This window comes from Collinsella sp. SGI.178, from assembly GCF_050313495.1.
Taxonomy (GTDB): domain Bacteria; phylum Actinomycetota; class Coriobacteriia; order Coriobacteriales; family Coriobacteriaceae; genus Collinsella.
In genome coordinates, this window is sequence record NZ_JBNPLM010000003.1 from 85,026 (window position 1) to 102,142 (window position 17,117).

The window sequence follows — 17,117 nt, forward strand, 5'->3', positions numbered from 1 at the left end:
GTGTATTTATTCAACCGTAAGGATGACGCGCGCTGGGGGTGGGTTCCATAAACGGACGGTAATTTGCGGCGAACGGCTACATATGTTCATTATCTCAGGGTTCCAAGAGCGATTTTTGGTGCCACTGAGACGTCGCCTTCGGAAGAGGTGATAGTTGGGGCGTTTACGCAGCATATGTCCAGCAAAAACGGGTGGTAGCCGATACGGCTACCACCCGTTTGTCTCATATCTAGCACATAGCAGGCCAACTACTTCTTAATGCCGCGCCCCAGACGCTTGGCGACCGATGCAACGGCCTCCTCGCTGACCGAGCCACAGCTCACGCAGCCATCATGGGCACGCATCTGGCCGGTGACCTCGTCCATCGCGAGCGGCGCCACCTTCTCGAGCTTAAAGCCCTTACCGGCGCGCATGTTTTCCTTGGCCACGCTGATCATGAGCTTAATGCGGTTGAGCTGGTTGACCTCGGACGCGCCGGGGTCGTAGTCCACTGCGACAATGTTGCTCTCGGGGTGCCGACGGCGCAGCTCCTTGATCACGGCCTTGCCCACCACGTGGTTAGGCAGGCACGCAAAGGGCTGCGTGCAGATGATGTTGGGCGCGCCATGGTCAATCAGGTCGAGCATCTCGGCCGTGAGCAGCCAGCCTTCGCCCATGTTGTTGCAAACCGAAAGCACCGTACGGGCCTTGTCCGCCATGGTGCCGATGCGCTCGGGCGCCTCAAAGCGGCGGGACTTTTGGAGCAGCTCCTCCACCGGCGTACGCATCCAGTCCACGAGCTTGATGAGCGCCTGCATACCAGCGCGCGTGGTTGCAGAGCTTCCGAGCTCATCCTTCTGCAGCTCGGCGTTGCTCATGGAGTACAGGAAGAAGTCGAGCAGGCCCGGCACCACGGCCTCGCAGCCCTCGCGCTCGATAACGTCGACCACGTGGTTGTTGGCTGTGGGGTGGAACTTGACCAAGATCTCGCCGACCACGCCCACGCGCGGCTTGGTGCCCTCGCCCACGAGCGGCATGGTGTCGAACGCGCGGATGGCCTCGCGGCACAGCTTGGTGTAGTTGTGGCGGTTGAACTTGGGCGCCAGCTTGCGGGCGCGCGCCATGTACTCCTCGTAGAGTGCGTTGGCGGCACCGGGCGTAGCCTCGTATGGACGACAGCGATAAAGCATCTGCATCATCACGTCGCCAAAGAGCACCGCGTAGACTGCCTGCTTAAGCAGCGCCGGCGTAATCTTAAAGCCGGGGTTGTCCTCACCGAGCGCTACCGCCGAAAGCGAGATCACCGGAATCTCGGGGTGGCCGCTCTCGCGCAGGGCCTTGCGGATGAGTGCGATGTAGTTGGTGGCACGGCAGCCGCCGCCAGTCTGGCTGATAACCACGGCCGTCTTGGACAGGTCGTACCGGCCGCTCTCGATGGCCTCCATAATCTGGCCGGTCACCAAAATGGACGGATAGCAAATGTCATTGTTCACATAGCGCAGGCCGGCCTCGACGGCGTCGTGATCGGTCGAGGGCAGCAGCTCCAAGTTGTAGCCGGCACCGCGGAACACCTCTTTGACCAGGTCAAAGTGGATCGGCGCCATCTGCGGGCACAGGATGGTGTAGCCCTCCTCGCGCATCTGCTCGGTAAAGGGCACCTTGGGCCACGCGGTCGATGCGCTCTCGCGCTGAGCCTCGAACGTGTACTTGCGGCTCGCGAATGCGGGGGCATCCGTGGAGGGAGCCACCGGCGCGGCATCGCCCTGCTCGTAGGTCTCGCCCGCGGCCGCGGCCTCGGCCAAGCGCTCAGCCTCCTGGTCCTTAAGCGCGGCCATGAGCGAGCGGATGCGGATGCGCGCGGCGCCCAGGTTGGACACCTCGTCGATCTTGAGCACGGTGTAGATCTTGCCGCTGGCCTCCAGAATCTCCTGCACCTGATCGGTAGTCAGAGCGTCCAGGCCGCAGCCGAAAGAGTTGAGCTGGATCAGGTCCAGGTCGTTGCGCATCGTAACAAAACGGGCGACAGCGTACAGGCGGCTGTGGTACATCCACTGGTCGACGACGCGGATGGGGCGCTCGGGCTTCACCAGGTGCGCAAGCGAATCCTCGGTAAAGACCGCAAAGCCAAAGCTCGAGATAAGCTCGGGCAGGGCGTGGTTGATCTCGGGGTCGTTGTGGTAGGGGCGGCCGGCGAGCACGATGCCGTGACCGCCGTGGTCCTCGACCCACTTAAGGGTCTCCTCGCCTATGGTCTGGATATCCTCGTGGAAGCGTGCATCGGCCTCAAAGGCAGCGTTGACGGCGGCATCGACCTCGGAGCGCGTGATCTTGGGACCGCGCACGCGACCGCGACCGGCCTCAGCATCGGCCACGCGGTCGACGGCAAGCACCTGGTACAAGCGGCGCTTGAGCTCGGTCTTGTCGTGATAGGGCACAAACGGGTACAGGAACTCGATATTCTGCTCACGAATCTCGTCGATATTGAGTGCCAGCGCCGTGGGGTAGCTCATGACGATGGGGCAGTTATAGCAATTGCCAGCCGTCGGATCCTCCTTGCGCTCCCAGCGCACGCACGGCATCCAGATAAAGTCGACATCGCGGTCGATAAGGTTCATCACGTGGCCGTGGCTCATCTTGGCCGGATAGCACACGCTCTCGGACGGCATGGACTCGATGCCCGCCTGGTAGGTCTTCTTGCTCGACTGGTCGGACAGCTGCACGCTAAAGCCCAAGCGCGTAAAGAACGCGTGCCAGAAGGGGTAGTTCTCGTACATGTTGAGTGCGCGCGGGATACCCACGGTGCCGCGCGGGGCCTCGTCGGGGCTCAGTACCTCGCGATTAAAGAGCAACTCGTTTTTCTTTTTGAAGAGGTTGGGGGCCTCGGTCTTTTGCTTTTTGTGGCCGGCGCCCTTCTCGCAGCGGTTGCCGGTAATGAAGCGCCTGCCGCCGCCAAAGTCGTTGACAGTGAGCTGGCAGTTGTTGGAGCAACGGCCGCAGCGGACGTGCTTTTGCGTCACAGTGAGGTGCGCGATGTCCTCGGCCGAAAGGATGGTCGAGGTGCCGTCGGCGCCAGCGCGATCGCGGGCGAGCAAGGCTGCACCATAGGCGCCCATGCAGCCGGCGATGTCGGGACGCACGGCGTGAACGCCGGTGAGCTGCTCAAACGCGCGCAGCGTGGCATCGGACATAAAGGTGCCGCCCTGGACGATCACCTGGCTTCCGATCTCCTTGGGATCGCGCAGCTTAATGACCTTGAACAGGGCATTCTTAATGACGGAATAGGACAGACCGGCCGCGATGTCGCCCACCGTGGCGCCTTCCTTTTGCGCCTGCTTAACACGCGAATTCATAAAGACCGTGCAGCGACTGCCCAGGTCCACCGGAGCCTTGGCATGGATGGCGGCGTCGGCGAACGCGCGCACGTCCATGTTCATAGAGACGGCGAAGCTCTCGATAAAGCTACCGCAGCCCGACGAGCAGGCCTCGTTGAGCATGATGTGCTCGATGACGCCGTCCTTTACGCGCAGGCACTTCATGTCCTGACCGCCAATGTCCAGGATAAACTCGACGCCGGGCAGGAATGCCTTGGCTCCGCGCAGGTGCGCGACGGTCTCGATCTCGCCGGAGTCGGCCTTGAGGGCCTCGATGAGCAGCGCCTCGCCGTAACCCGTGGTGGTCACGTGGCCGATGGTGCAGCCGGCGGGGATGTGGTTGTAGAAATCGGCCATGATGACCTTGGCCGTACCCAGGATGTCACCGTTGTTGTTGCCGTACCAGGTATGCAGCAACTGACCGTCCTCGCCCACGAGCGCGGCCTTCATGGTGGTGGAACCGGCGTCGATACCGATGAACACGCGACCGGTGTAGCCTTCGAGCTTGCCCTTGGGGACGACCTCGGTGTCGTGGCGGGTCTTGAACTCGGCAAAGTCCTCGTCGGTGGCAAAGAGCGGATCCAGACGCTCGACCTCGGCGCCCTGTGTGTCACCCAGGGCATCGATGGCCTCGATGAGCTGCGGGAACGTGCTGAGCTTATTGGACTCGTGCGCCATGGCGGCACCGCTCGCCACAAACAGGTGGGCATTTTGGGGCACGATGCGGTGCTCCTCGTCCAGGTTGAGCGTGAGGTAGAAGCGATGGCGCAGCTCGGAGAGATACTGCAGCGGGCCGCCCAGGAAGGCGACGTTACCGCGGATGGGACGGCCGCACGCCAGGCCCGAGATGGTCTGGGTCACGACGGCCTGGAAGATGGAGGCGGCCACGTCCTCGGGGCGGGCGCCCTCGTTGAGCAGCGGCTGCACGTCGGTCTTGGCAAAAACGCCGCAGCGGCTGGCGATGGGATAGATGGTGGTGGCGTTGGCCGCGAGTTCGTTAAGGCCGCTGGCGTCGGTGTGCAGCAGGGTTGCCATCTGGTCGATGAACGCACCCGTACCGCCGGCACAGGTGCCGTTCATGCGCTGCTCAATGCCGTTATCGAAGTAGATGATCTTGGCGTCCTCGCCGCCCAGCTCGATGGCGACATCGGTGGCCGGGATGAGGGTCTCGACGGCACGCTTGCTGGCGATGACCTCCTGGACAAACTCCAGGTCGAGCCACTGGGACAGCAGCAGGCCGCCCGAGCCGGTAATGGCGCAGGTCATTTGGGCCGTCGGCAGCACGGCCGCAGCGCCCTCGAACAGGTCGCGGGCGCAGGCGCGGACGTCGGTGTGATGGCGCTGGTACTTGGCGTAGACGATCTGGTTGTCATCGTTGAGCACGGCGAGCTTAACGGTGGTGGAGCCAACGTCGATGCCCAGGTGCAGGTTGCCGTGGGCGTTGTCGGGGTTGAAGATCGCGCCTTCGGGGGCGTGGGCGGCGGCTGCGGGGTCGGCGACGGTAGCGGGCTCGCTAGCGACGGACGTCTCCCCTACCGAGTTCTTGGCATCGGCAACTGCCTCGGCAACTTTCTCGGCAGCCGTGGTCGCGGCCTTCTGCGCGGCGTCCACCACGGTGGGCGCAGCCTCGCGTGCGGCGGCGACCATGCGGTCCTTGATGCCCTCGACGAGTTTGCTCATTGTCTCTCCTCTTAGTTGTTGGACTCGACGGTTACGGCGGTGTCGGCCGCGTCCTCGAGCTGCAAGTTCAATAGCTTCATGCCGTACTCCGGCACGTTGATATCGATGGGTTGGCCATACAGGTCACCAGGACGCACAAAAGCGAGCACCGTCATCATGCGCGCCATGGCCTCGGGCGATTCGGTGAGCCCACGCTCAAACCAGCGCTGAATCATGCCGACCTCGGCACTCACGACGTAGGTGACGTAGTAGTCAAAGAACGTGCCCAGCGCCAGGCCCAAAATGCCCGTCTGTGCACGCGGCACCACAGCCTCACGCGCGGTGTCGATAATCCTTTTAATGAAGGCCTGGTCGCCGCCCGGACCCAGCAGCGCACCGATCAAGTCGCGGTTGGCCGCAAGATAACGCAGTAGCTCAACCGAACCGGGCGCCGGCTCGAGCTCATCGATGTTGTGATAGAGATCGGGCAGCCGAGCTGCGGTGATGAGCTCAATACGCTCACGGATCTCGGCCAGCAAGCCGTCCTCGATTTGATTGATAAAGTCGGGGATATCGCGGTAATGCGAATAGAACGTACGGCGCGTAAGGCCGGCGCGCTCGGTGAGCGACGCGACGTTAATGCGCGAAAGATCGCCGCTTTCGGCAAGCTCGCTGGCAAGTGCCTGGCGAAGGGCACGCTGCGAGCGAAGGGACCGGCGATCGCATTTCTCGAGCTGGGACAAGCGTCCTCCTTGTTACTCTGCCTGTGCGCTATTGCACAGTGCGAGTATTATTGCACACCGTGTGTATCAACACGTAAAGGCAATATTTGGATGCGACGAAGGGGCAGTCCCTTTGCCACATCGAGCCGCTGCTTGGTCCCGTTAATGGGACCAACAATCGCCACGCCCGTTTCATCATGCCGGTAATGATCGATAAGGAGGCCGACATGAACAATCAGGCATGCGATGGCATCACCGATGCCGGCAAGGACCTCGTCCTCAGCTGCATCAAGAGCCAAGAGCTGCGCGACCACATGCGTAAATACCTATACTGGCCAGCGCCAATCATCGCCGGCTCTCTTAAGACGCTTGATGAAAAACGCACCATGCTCGAGCAACTCCGCAAGGAGGTTTCGCCGGAGCTGGTCGAAGATATCGATTCGCATCTCGCCCAGCTCAACAGCGCACTCGATATGCTCCACAACATCGAGCGCGACCGCGGAATCCTCCTACTGCACGTCATGGTCTACAACGAGGAGGAGCGCGACGCCGACGCCCTCGACGGTCCCTTCCCCACCGCATCGTGGGAGGCCGCGCAGGCACTCATGAAGCGCTACATCGAAGAGCATCCTGAAGACGACTGGTCCGAATCGTACTGGAAGATCGACCTATACACCCCAGAAGACCTTCACGAACATCAAACGGCGCAGTCCTCCCTGGCGTTTGCAGCAACCAAGGATGGCGAGCTTATATTTCTCCGCGATCAGCGCAATAACCGCACTCGCAAATCGTATGTCGAAAGCGCCTGGCGAAACGATAGCAGACGGTTCTGCAACAGCAACGAACCCATCTATACGCCGTGGGTCCCAGGCGACATCCTCAAAATCGACGGTCGCCCCTTTGATCACGGGCCTCGCTTTGCCATTGTGCTCGAAAACGACTACGAGCACACGCTCCGGGGACAGATCTGGTGCGCAGGGCCTAGTAAAGATCACGGCGTTAAGGAGGGTTCACTTTCATCCGGCACCTACAGCGACAGTCTCCTGGACCCCTTCATCCCCTCCGCCCTCTACACCGCCGAGTGCTACACCGGTGAGCTGCCGGACGACTGCGCTTTTATGCTCGAGCTTTCGCAGATGCTGCACGACAACCCCGACTACGGCAAGCAATGGTCCGAAGGCTCGGTCGGACATGACTGCCTTCAGCCGTATCGCAAGCCCGCCAACCAAAGCGAGCTGGATATTCGTCCGGACATCTTCGAGTTTTTAGACTCGCAAAGTATTAAGGAGCATCTTCAACGAATCAACTACGAGCTCACCACGCCCGTAGCGGCTTTCATTGTCAATTGCTCGCATAAAGCAACGCTGCAGCAAAAGCTCGAAGGCTGGCAAAAGATCATCGACAATATGCCCAATTGCACCATGAGCCGCAGAAATGACACGGTCGTCATCCCGGACTTCCATGCCTTTCTGCGCAATGTCATCAAGCAGGAGAAACGAAAGCTCGCGTACCTTAAAAGGACGGACGGTCAAAGCCTGTACTTCTTTGAGGACTACTCGTGGGACCGGCGCGGGCAGGGCGGCTATCTTTACGGCCCGTACAGCAGTTATCAAAAGTGCTTCGATGCCATCTGGAAAGAGCTCGACGGTGACGATCCCAAAGCCATCAGGATCACTCGTCGTCCCATCGACCCAGAAGAAGACCACTATGCCGACGACATGGTCTTACTCAATGCGAACGGCGAAGTAATGTCTTGCGATTACCGCAACAAAAGCGAGTGGGACGAGGCAGGCACCGCCAGCGATTTCGAGGACATGTGGTTTGATATCCCGACGCCTTTCCATGCCGGAGACATCGTCTGCAACCTCCAACGCCCCGACAAGCCGATGGTGCTGTTTGACCTGCAAACTTGGGGATCCAAACGAGTCGACAAAGAGCTGGCCTCCTCCGTCTACAAAGAGCGCCTCGTTCAAAAGGCCGACAAGCTATTGCGCTGGCACCGATATGACGGCGACACCAGCGACATGTACGCCTACGGCTGCCAAGTCTCACCCGCCTTGCATTTCCCCTTCTACATTGGGGAGCCTGAGGGCTTTCTTTTGGACATCGACTATTACCGCAAGCCACTCAAGTCAGAGGAGCGAATCCTTTACGGCGTCAGGGCATATGTCAAAGGCGACCTGGCGGTTGATTCGCTCGCCGCAATGGCCAGCGCATGCGAGCTACAGGCGCTGGCGGAGAAAAAGGCGCGTGGCTTCGAGGACGCAGACAGCTGGCTCAAGGACCGCTACCCAGAGCTGTTCGATGCGACGGCCGATCCCTTCTTAGAGGGAGGTTGCACCAGTTACGCTTAGTTTTTGAAACGCCACTACCGATTGTCCATTCAGTACGCGCACACTCATGTACCAGTGCGTTTCCAAAAGTATGTTTGACGCGAGATTCATATCAGACCCGTTAATGGGATCACAAAGCACAGCCTCTGATGGATGCTAACGGCAACGACCGAATTGGAGGTTGCAATGGACAGCCAAGCAGATACCGTGATCACCGATGCCGGCAGGGAGCTCGTTTGCAGTTGCATCAAGGACGATGAGCTGCGTGCTCATATGTTCAAACACATGGGAATGGCAGATGGCTCCCTCTGCAACATCATCGGTAGCTCGCTCAGGACGCTTGACGAAAAACGGACCATGCTCGAGCAGCTTCGCAAAGAGGTCTCATCGGATTACGCCGAGACAATCGACTCCGGCCTCGAACAACTCGACACTGCACTCGATATGCTTTGCAACGTTGACCGCGACCGCGGCATCTTGCTGGTCTCCGGCATGTTTTACAGTGAAGACGAGCGCGGGCACGACGCCTTTGACGGCCCCTTCCCCGTTGCCTCATGGGGAGCTGCGCAAACCCTCATGAAGCAATACGTCGATGATGACCCCGATGAAGATTGGTCCGAATCATTCTGGCAGATTAAGCTCTATACCGCCGAAGACTTACACGACCGTCCACGTGCTCAAGCCTCGCTGATATTCGCCGCAACCATAGCTGGCGATTTGGTCTTTTTGAGCGACCGCCGGAATCAGCGGACTCCGCATCAAAGCATCAATCACTTGCCGTGGAACAATAGCAAGCACTTCTGCGCCAATGGTGAGGTCTTTTACACTCCCTGGGTCCCCGGCGACATCATCAAGATCGACGGTCGGCCCTTCGACCACGGCCCTCGTTTCGCCATCGTGCTCGAAGACGACTACGATAGTTCGTTCAAAGGCCAGGTTTGGTGCGCCTATCCGAGCAAAATCTACGGCGTTGAGGAAGGCAATCTCCGCTTGAGGGATTTCACGGACGGCTTCCTCGACGACTTCACACCCTCTGCGCTCTACACCGCCGAACGCTATATCGGCGACTTGCCCGATGGTTGCTCCTTTATGCTCGAACTCTCGAAAAAACTGCACGATGACCCCGGCTGTGGCAAACATTGGTCGGATGGATCGGTCGTACACGACTGCTTGCAGCCATATCGCACATCGGCCGGTCCCAGTGCCAACGCTACACGTTCGGACATTCTCGAGTTTCTCGACTCGCCTGACATCAAGGAGCATTTGAGAGACATCGACTACGAGTTCACCACGTCCGAGGCGGCATTTATTGTTGCCCGTTCGAACGAAAAGGCGCTACGGCAGAAGATCAAGGGCTGGCAAAAGATTATCAACAACATGCCCAATTGTGCGATGAACAGGCGATACGGCACGTTCAATATCCCCAACTTCCATGTCTTTCTTCGCGACGTCATCAGATGGGAGCGCAAGAAAATCGCCCGGTTCAAACAGCCTGGCAAGCACATGTATTTCTTTGAGGACAAGACGGGAAGTCCCCATGAGAGCGGGTGCAATTATGGCCCCTACACCAGCTACGAAAAATGTTTCGAGGCAATCTGGAATGTGCTTGAGGAGGAAAATCCTACCTCGATAGAAATAACGCGCCGCCCGATCGATCCGGACGAAGACTACTATGCCGCCGACAGGCTCATGCTCAACGCAAAAGGCGAAATTATGGACTGCCAGCTGAGCTGCATCGACATGGAACGCGAGGGCGAAGACCCCACTTTCGCTTTTGAGTTGATGTGGTTTGACATCCCGACGCCATTCCACGCCGGCGACATCATTTGTCGTCACGGCGACCCTGGCGACCCCATGCTGCTTCTCAATATGCAGACATGGACCACGCAGCGGGTCATAGATGAGCTTCCGCCTTCAACTTACAGGGAATGCGCCGCAAAAAATGCCGACGACCTGCTCAGGCACCATCGGCAAAATGGTGATACGAGCGACATGTACGCCTACGGCTGTCAGATTGAATATCCCCTGGAGTACCCCGTCTATATCGGAGAGCCGAGTTGTTTTCTTCTCGATATGGAATACTGCCGTACCCCGCTCAAGCCGGAGGCGAGAATTCTGTACGGCGTGCGGGCATATCTCGACGGCTATCTGGGTCTTGACTCACTTATTGCGCTATCGAGCCTTTACGAGCTGCAGGCGCTGGTCAAGAAAAAAGTCGAGTGGTTTGAAAGGGAAGACGGCAGGCTCAAGAGCTGCTATCCGGAGCTGTTCGATGATGCGATAACCCCGCCGGCGCGATTCAAAACAAAGAGGAGCTAACCATGGACATCTTGGATTTTGTGGACTCCCGGGACATTCGGGAGCACCTGCGCAGTATCGACTTCCAGCCCAGTACCATAGAGGCCGCCTATCTGGTTTGGTTTTCGAAGACCGCCACGCTCGATCAGAAATGCGAAGCCTGGCAGGAGATTGCCCGAACCATGCCCAATTGTTCGCTGGAGGCAACCCATGCCGGTCTTGGAAGGCCGGCCATCCCCGATTTCCATGCTTTTTTGCGCTGGACAATCGATTACAACAAGCGGTGCGTCGATGCGTTTGCGAGTGGGACGGACTACGTTTATCAGTATGAAGAGGAGATTGTGCCCGACGGGCAACTTTGTGGGGCCTTCGGCGCGCCATTCAGCTGTTATGAGAAATGTGCCGAGGCGTTGCGCGGTGATGATGAACTGGCGAGCCGTCCAGAGGCACGCGTACGCATCTCCCGGTGCCCGCTCGATGCCGACGAAGAACATCGCCGGGAAGACTGGCTCATGGTGAACGGTAAAGGCAAGATCCTTTCCGTTTATTGCCCTTCGGCCGGCCCCGTTGAGAACGATTGGGAGATCGCATTCGAGTTCATCTGGGTCGATATCCCCACGCCGTTTCACACCGGCGATATCGTCTGGACGCCGCAAGGCAGTGCCCGTGAGCCGTTCACGTTGTTCGATCTGCCCACGTGGGACCGGACAAAGCTTGAGGCGGAGCTTCGGCAGGCAGACCGTTCTGACGAATGGCTTGATCATGCACAGCAGCGCCTCGAGCACTATCGCCATGCAGGGGATATCAGCAACATGCGTGCCACTGGTTGCTCGATTACCTACAACGAGACGTTTCCCCTCTACATCGGAGAGCCAGACCCGCTTTACCTGAATCTTGAGTACTATCGCAAACCACTCGAAGACGAGCAGCGAATTTTAATCGCCGCCCAGGCCTACCTGCGCGGCGACCTGTATGTCGACTCACTCATCGCGTTTATCGACACCATAAGGATGGAGTCCAAGGCAAAGCGCAACCTGGAAGAGCTGCGTCTGGATCAGGCGCCGCTCAAGGAGAAGTACCCGCAGCTATTTGAATAAAGGTCGTCATGCCCGAATCCACAAGAAGTCGCACCAACAACTCGGAGACTATCGTGCACGAAGAAATAATCAACTTGATCGACTCTCCGGAGCTGCGAGAGCATTTGCTGCATAATCCGCAGCTCCTGAGTGGTGATCATTACACGCAAATCATCGGTGGCGCGTCGATAGAAATCAACCGCAAACGGGAGATGCTCAGCAGGCTGGTTGCTGCCGAGCGCGGCTCGTCAGACAAGACTTTTGATTGGTACGGTCCGGAGAGATGTATCGACTACATCGATGACTGCCTGGGTGCGCTCAAGGCCGTCGACGGAAACGGAAAGACGCTGCTTATTAGCGAAATTAGCTTTGTCGACAACGAAGTAGGATCCGCCATCACGCATGGCCCCTTCCCCGTGGCATCGTGGCAGGCCGCCCTTGCGGCAATGGAGGCATACGCAGGCAAATGGAGCGAAATGACAGACTTATCGTCCTCATACTGGATGATCGAGCTGTTCAACCTTGCCAACGACCCGAGCTGTTCATATCCATACGACGGCTTTCTACAGCCGGACTACACTTACTACGCAAACATCTCGGGCGAAATTCAATACCTCTGCAGAGAGGAAGTGGGGGAATGTGGCGAGGTGCGCGACTGCATTGTGGGCGAAATTTTTGGGCCATGGTTTAAGGGGGCATATGTCGACCTGCCCACGCCGTACAAAAAGGGCGACATTCTCGAGATTGACTGCAGGCCATGGGCGCCGGGACCTTGCTATTGCCTGGTAGCAAACTCGAAATTGGACTGTCTGTATCCCGATGGCGATGAACAGATCAGATGTGGCTCTATCCCCTACGGCAGTTGCTTTGCCGGATGGGCGCGTACGAACCTGATGCTGTCACCCGTATTCAGGGCGAGGAGGGTAGCGCGGCCCTTGCCGGAAGCATGCGCGACCTTGCAAGCGATTGAACTGAATCAGATAGATAACCTGCTAGAAGAGTGCGCCAGCAGCAAAGAGGAAGAGCCGATTTGGCTAGACATATATCGGCATCGCGCTCGATGATGAATCATTTGGGCGGAGCTTCAAAGGCGGCAAACAGTGACGACACCAGCTCTTCCGGCAACGCAGCATTCGCAGTACCCCATCGATGGAGGCCCGAGCCACGCGCGGCTCGGGGGAGGCATACCAAGGTCATCCGCATCTCAGGCCAGAACCTTCGAGGCATTCTGCCAGAAAATAGCCTCGATATCCAAACGAACAAATAGTCCTCGCCCAAAAGGTGGGACGAGGACTATTTCATGCAATATTTGCTAGCACCCCTAATAATCGATTGAAGCCAAAGCCTGCTTTACACGCTTGCCGCTTGCACCCTTGAAGTAATACCAAATTAACCGGTCAACTTCACGGTAGCCAATTTCGCCATTCTGATTGTTTTCAGAGCGCCATTTATTGATACCCTCGAGAACGGCATCGTACAAGTTCCTATATTTGGTATATCCATCATCATCTTTTTTGTAATTCTCGATTGTGCTTACGAGTTCTTGCCCGCCCTTGCCCCGCTTAATCTTTTTCATCCTGCAACAGTCCCAGCTAGCCAGCTCCCCGCTCGCATAGTTATCCACAAAATATGGGAGAACACTGGCGACGACATTATCGTAAATGCAATACTTATCGCCCAACTCCAAATACTGACAAGTCCAATGGCAAAACTTTGTGGCAAACGAGAAATTAATCTTGTTAGCATCTGCCACATGAGCCTCATTCAGGTAGGTTGTCGAGGCATGTGAAATTTCGAAGACAAGCCGATCGTCGCCTACGCTTAATCGCTCCTTGAGATTCTCAATGCCGGCAATAATCTGAGACGTAAAAAGTACACCACCAGTTATTGTCTTTTTCTTTTCACCGTCATCAATCGTCTTTTTCTCTTCATCATCATCGGGCTCTGTCATCTCAACCGGTTTCAAATTTAGCTTTTTCATAAGGTCGTCGATTTTATACAGGCCAACAGCAGTTAAACGGGTCGAGTTTTCATTGTCGATTTCGTAAACCGCTCTTCCTATACACGCCATTCGATGATCCGCGTTGCCAACAAACATGCCTTCGAATATTTTGCAAAGTTCATCTTTGTCCGTCTGGTTGTAATTCGAATCGTTCTCAACCATGCCGTTGACAAAGGCGATGTTTTTATCCGTAAAAAGAGGCACGCCGTTCTGGTCCAGGTCAAACTGATATGGGTTAGCCGTTCGCTCCGCATCTTTCACGTAAGGCATTACCATTTTATTTACGCCATTGACCTCTTCCATCACCGGATTAAAAAACATTTCTTGACGACTCATGTGAACTCCTTCCCAGAGCTGTTCAGACATACCGCCGACAGAACATAACGCCTAATATTGATGATAATTCTTGACCCGCCCAGTAGTTTCTCTTTGGCTGTTGAGCGGTCATTTTCTGCTGGTAGACGCGCTGCTGGCCGAGCAGTTGTTATTGGCTATGGCCTCAACCGATGACTTTTGTGCAGGAAGGTTCCGTGCAATCGGTACTTATGCGGACCAGAACATCTGCGTTGCAATGAGTCTCGGCGAACGTTGCGTCGTCCTCTCTGCCCTCCACCGCAAAGCAGCCTGCTAAGATCGCCGCCGTCGGGCTGAGCATGTTGCGTAGGTCGCGCAGGATTGCATTTACCGGGCGGTTGTCGTCGAGCATCTCGAGTCCGTCAATTACGACCACGACGTCCTTTAGCACTGCTCTATTCCACGTCTGGTCGCCGAGCAACCAGCTCGTTAAAAGGTCCATGGTCATGTTGTCCTCAACAAAAATGCCTAGGTTGCGCTGCTTGAGGCGCATCGTTGCGCGAATCGCCTCGACCTGTCGTTCCTCAGGATCCTCTGACACCTTGTCATCCATCTCGGCGCGAATAAGCCGGGCGATCGCGTCCTCTTCACACTCCCGCATCGGCATGTAGAGCACGGCGCATTGCTCACTCAGACGCAAAGCCGCATACACCAGCACGTTCGAGACATCTTCATGCGCGCCGCCAATCACGCTGAGCTTGCCCAACCCAACGCCGCCACCTAGGGCATCATCGACCGACATACCGGTTTTCAACACACAAGGAGTTTCAAAAAGCGACGTCTCCATACGGCGATCGAGCCCAGAAACCAGTCGATTGCGAAACCCGCTGAGGTCAAAAACCTCGTCATCACGCTCTTTGCGATTCCCACTACGCTGATTCGCGGGCGTCGGCGGTATCACGCCTGATAGGCCCAGCATCTCGCCCAAACTCACAGAACAGCCAATTCGGTCGTCCCTGGAGTCCATCTTTAACGTCATCGCAACCCTCCTAACGCCTACCACGCTTACCAGTAGCCCTAAAATTCCAAATCGGCATGAGTCGGTGAATAACATCAACCGTCGGGGCCATGAGTCTCAGTACATCATCCGCAGGCTTATACGCTTCGGGCGACTCATCGAGCGTCGTCTCGCATGCACTCGGACAGTAGATGCCGGCATCGTGCATCTCGTTAACGAACGACCTGGTGTCGAGCGTTTGGAACGCTTTGGTGCGGCTCATCGCGCGACCCGTCCCGTGCGGCGCCGAACAGTTCCAGTCCTCGTTTCCCTTGCCGCGTGCGATAACGGCACCGTCGCGCATGTTGAACGGAATCAGCACCATCTCGCCCGCATGAGCGCTAATGGCACCCTTGCGAATCATGCCGCCTTCCGAGATGTAGTTGTGCATGGTGGTAAAGCCGTCTCCGTCGAGCCGAATTCCCGTACGCTCAACAATCTGTGTGACAATCGCCTTGCGGTTCTGATTCGAGAAGCGTTGGCAGTTATGCATATCGACGAGATACTCGGCAGAAAGATCTCCCACGAGATACTTAAGCTCGTCGGGGATATCTGCCGTGCACGTCTTCTGCGCCAGCGCCTGATGATGCTCCGCCGTCTGCTTGCCCATGTTGCGCGAGCCGGTGTGCACGACCAGATATTGGCACCCATCCTCGTCCTCGTCGAGTTCAATGAAGTGATTGCCGCCGCCCAGCGTGCCCATGGAGCGCTCAACCTTGCGCTTGTCCTGAAGCCAATCGCGCGACTCCATGTCAAAGTCCGCGAGTACGCAGGCAGGATCGCGATGAAGGCTAAAGCCCGTGGGCACCGCGCGCTTCACATCGCGATTGAATTGAATGAGGTCGTCGCGCGCGATGGTTTCCGCAAGCGGCACGCAGTACATCCCGCATCCGATGTCGACCCCCACCAGGTTGGGAATCACCTTGTCGCCCAAGTTTGCCGTAAAGCCAATCACGCAGCCCTTGCCCTTATGGGCATCGGGCATGATGCGGATCTTGGCACCTTCAAACGCCGGGCAGCTGGAAATCTCCTCGATCTGCTCCTTGGTTGAATCCTCAAGATTCTCGGCAAAGACTTTGATGTCTGCCATCGCATTTCTCCTGTTCTGATCCTTGTAAACCGGAACCGGCCCCAAGCCAATAGAGCGCATGTCACACCATCCAGCCAAACCGCCGATTTCCGTTTAACCACCTTTCGCCCTATTCGAGCTCTTATTGCTGCGAATACTACGGTCGCGCGGACTACAATGAGTCCCAATAACGGGTCTTGTTTTGTATCTCCGGTTGGTACCCTGCCGGCGAAAGGAGACAACGTGGCGAACAGACCAAATCAAAAGCTCAGGCTTCTGTTCCTGCTTAAAACCTTGATGGAAAAGACCGACAGCACGCACGGGCTCACAACGCAGCAGATTATCGAGGAGCTCGCCTATCACGACCTTGAGGCAGAGCGAAAGGCCATCTATCGCGACCTGCAAACGCTTCGCGACTTTGGGCTCAACATCAACCAGCGCGGTGGCAAGGAATGGGCGCTGGTCTCACGCCCGCTCGACCTGCAAGAGCTCATCATGCTTGTTGACGCCGTTCAGAGTTCGCCGTTTTTGACCGATGAGTTGACCGACCACCTCATCGGCAAGCTGCAGAGCCTCGCCAGCCTGGGCGAACGCGAGCTTATGCACAAGCGTGTCGACGTGCCTTCGCGCGTGAAGATGCAAAACTCTGATGCCCTGCTCAACATCGACTTGATTCAGCAGGCTATGCGCGAAAAACGCAAGATCCGCTTCCATTACTTCCACTACGACGCCGCCAAGCAAAAGGCCCTTAATCATGACGGAAAGACCTACGAGCTCACACCTGTGCGCCTTATCTACTCCGACGAGCTCTATTACATGATTGGCTTTAGAGATAAATGGGCCAATGCCGGCTCGGGTCATCAGCCGTTCACGCCTTATCGCGTCGATCGCATGCTCGATGTGGCGGTATCCGAAGAGTCCGCGACCAAAGATCCGCGTATCGCAGGCTATGTGCTCGAAGATCACGTTTCGCCGTCGTTTGGCGTTTACGCGGCCGACAAGACCACCGTCGTGCTAGAGCTCGACGACCGCGCGATGAACCCGCTCATCGACAAGTTCGGGCTCGACGCCGTTGTTTTTGAGAACCAGGATGGGCGCCTGCTGGCTACCGTCAAAGCCCCGCTGTCTCCGCAGTTCTTTGGCTGGCTGCTGCAACTCAGCACCTTCATTAAGATCGTTCAACCTCAAAGTGCCATCGATATGTATCTCAACTATCTCGATAGCACGCGTGCGCTCTACCAGGAAGACAGGTAATAC

10 protein-coding genes are annotated in these 17,117 nt (G+C 57.3%); 5 read left to right on the plus strand and 5 right to left on the minus strand.

Going from position 1 to position 17,117, the window contains the following annotated elements; translation table 11 throughout:
• Positions 1–248: 248 nt before the first annotated feature.
• On the minus strand, positions 249–5,030 hold the full coding sequence (locus tag ACQRAQ_RS01865; RefSeq protein WP_427793623.1) for an acyl-CoA dehydratase activase-related protein: 4,782 nt from the start codon (positions 5,028–5,030) through the stop codon (positions 249–251).
• Positions 5,031–5,041: 11 nt separating this feature from the next.
• Positions 5,042–5,752, minus strand: coding sequence for a TetR/AcrR family transcriptional regulator (locus ACQRAQ_RS01870; RefSeq protein ID WP_154514843.1), 711 nt, complete (start codon positions 5,750–5,752; stop codon positions 5,042–5,044).
• Between the two features lie 86 nt (positions 5,753–5,838).
• On the opposite strand from ACQRAQ_RS01870, the gene ACQRAQ_RS01875 reads away from it, so the two are divergent.
• The 4 genes from ACQRAQ_RS01875 to ACQRAQ_RS01890 all read left to right on the plus strand — a co-directional run bounded on the left by ACQRAQ_RS01875 (position 5,839) and on the right by ACQRAQ_RS01890 (position 12,502).
• A complete protein-coding gene (locus tag ACQRAQ_RS01875) occupies positions 5,839–8,085 on the plus strand; it encodes a hypothetical protein (protein ID WP_427793624.1) in 2,247 nt (748 codons plus the stop codon).
• A gap of 165 nt (positions 8,086–8,250) precedes the next feature.
• Entirely contained in the window at positions 8,251–10,383 is a 2,133-nt protein-coding gene (locus ACQRAQ_RS01880; RefSeq protein WP_427793625.1) for a hypothetical protein, read from the plus strand.
• A 2-nt stretch (positions 10,384–10,385) separates the two neighbouring features.
• Complete coding sequence (locus tag ACQRAQ_RS01885; RefSeq protein WP_427793627.1) at positions 10,386–11,459, plus strand: hypothetical protein; 1,074 nt, start codon at positions 10,386–10,388, stop codon at positions 11,457–11,459.
• Positions 11,460–11,512: 53 nt separating this feature from the next.
• Positions 11,513–12,502 (plus strand): hypothetical protein, encoded by a 990-nt coding sequence (locus tag ACQRAQ_RS01890; RefSeq protein WP_427793628.1) that lies wholly within the window; start codon positions 11,513–11,515, stop codon positions 12,500–12,502.
• Between the two features lie 257 nt (positions 12,503–12,759).
• Here ACQRAQ_RS01890 and ACQRAQ_RS01895 read toward each other — a convergent pair whose 3' ends face one another.
• From ACQRAQ_RS01895 to ACQRAQ_RS01905, 3 genes are all read right to left on the minus strand, one after another.
• Entirely contained in the window at positions 12,760–13,776 is a 1,017-nt protein-coding gene (locus tag ACQRAQ_RS01895; RefSeq protein ID WP_427793629.1) for a hypothetical protein, read from the minus strand.
• A gap of 163 nt (positions 13,777–13,939) precedes the next feature.
• Positions 13,940–14,773 carry a hypothetical protein gene (locus tag ACQRAQ_RS01900; protein ID WP_427793631.1) on the minus strand — a complete coding sequence of 278 codons (834 nt, stop codon included), beginning with the start codon at positions 14,771–14,773 and terminating at the stop codon, positions 13,940–13,942.
• A gap of 10 nt (positions 14,774–14,783) precedes the next feature.
• A complete protein-coding gene (locus tag ACQRAQ_RS01905) occupies positions 14,784–15,881 on the minus strand; it encodes an RtcB family protein (RefSeq protein ID WP_427793632.1) in 1,098 nt (365 codons plus the stop codon).
• 222 nt (positions 15,882–16,103) lie between these two features.
• On the opposite strand from ACQRAQ_RS01905, the gene ACQRAQ_RS01910 reads away from it, so the two are divergent.
• A complete protein-coding gene (locus tag ACQRAQ_RS01910) occupies positions 16,104–17,114 on the plus strand; it encodes a helix-turn-helix transcriptional regulator (RefSeq protein WP_427793633.1) in 1,011 nt (336 codons plus the stop codon).
• Positions 17,115–17,117 lie beyond the last annotated feature (3 nt).

Coding starts and splice junctions, on each gene's coding strand:
- ACQRAQ_RS01885 (WP_427793627.1), top strand. CDS start 10,386: ATGGACATCTTGGATTTTGTGGACTCCCGGGACATTCGGGAGCACCTG.
- ACQRAQ_RS01880 (WP_427793625.1), top strand. CDS start 8,251: ATGGACAGCCAAGCAGATACCGTGATCACCGATGCCGGCAGGGAGCTC.
- ACQRAQ_RS01905 (WP_427793632.1), bottom strand. CDS start 15,881: ATGGCAGACATCAAAGTCTTTGCCGAGAATCTTGAGGATTCAACCAAG.
- ACQRAQ_RS01900 (WP_427793631.1), bottom strand. CDS start 14,773: ATGACGTTAAAGATGGACTCCAGGGACGACCGAATTGGCTGTTCTGTG.
- ACQRAQ_RS01865 (WP_427793623.1), bottom strand. CDS start 5,030: ATGAGCAAACTCGTCGAGGGCATCAAGGACCGCATGGTCGCCGCCGCA.
- ACQRAQ_RS01895 (WP_427793629.1), bottom strand. CDS start 13,776: ATGAGTCGTCAAGAAATGTTTTTTAATCCGGTGATGGAAGAGGTCAAT.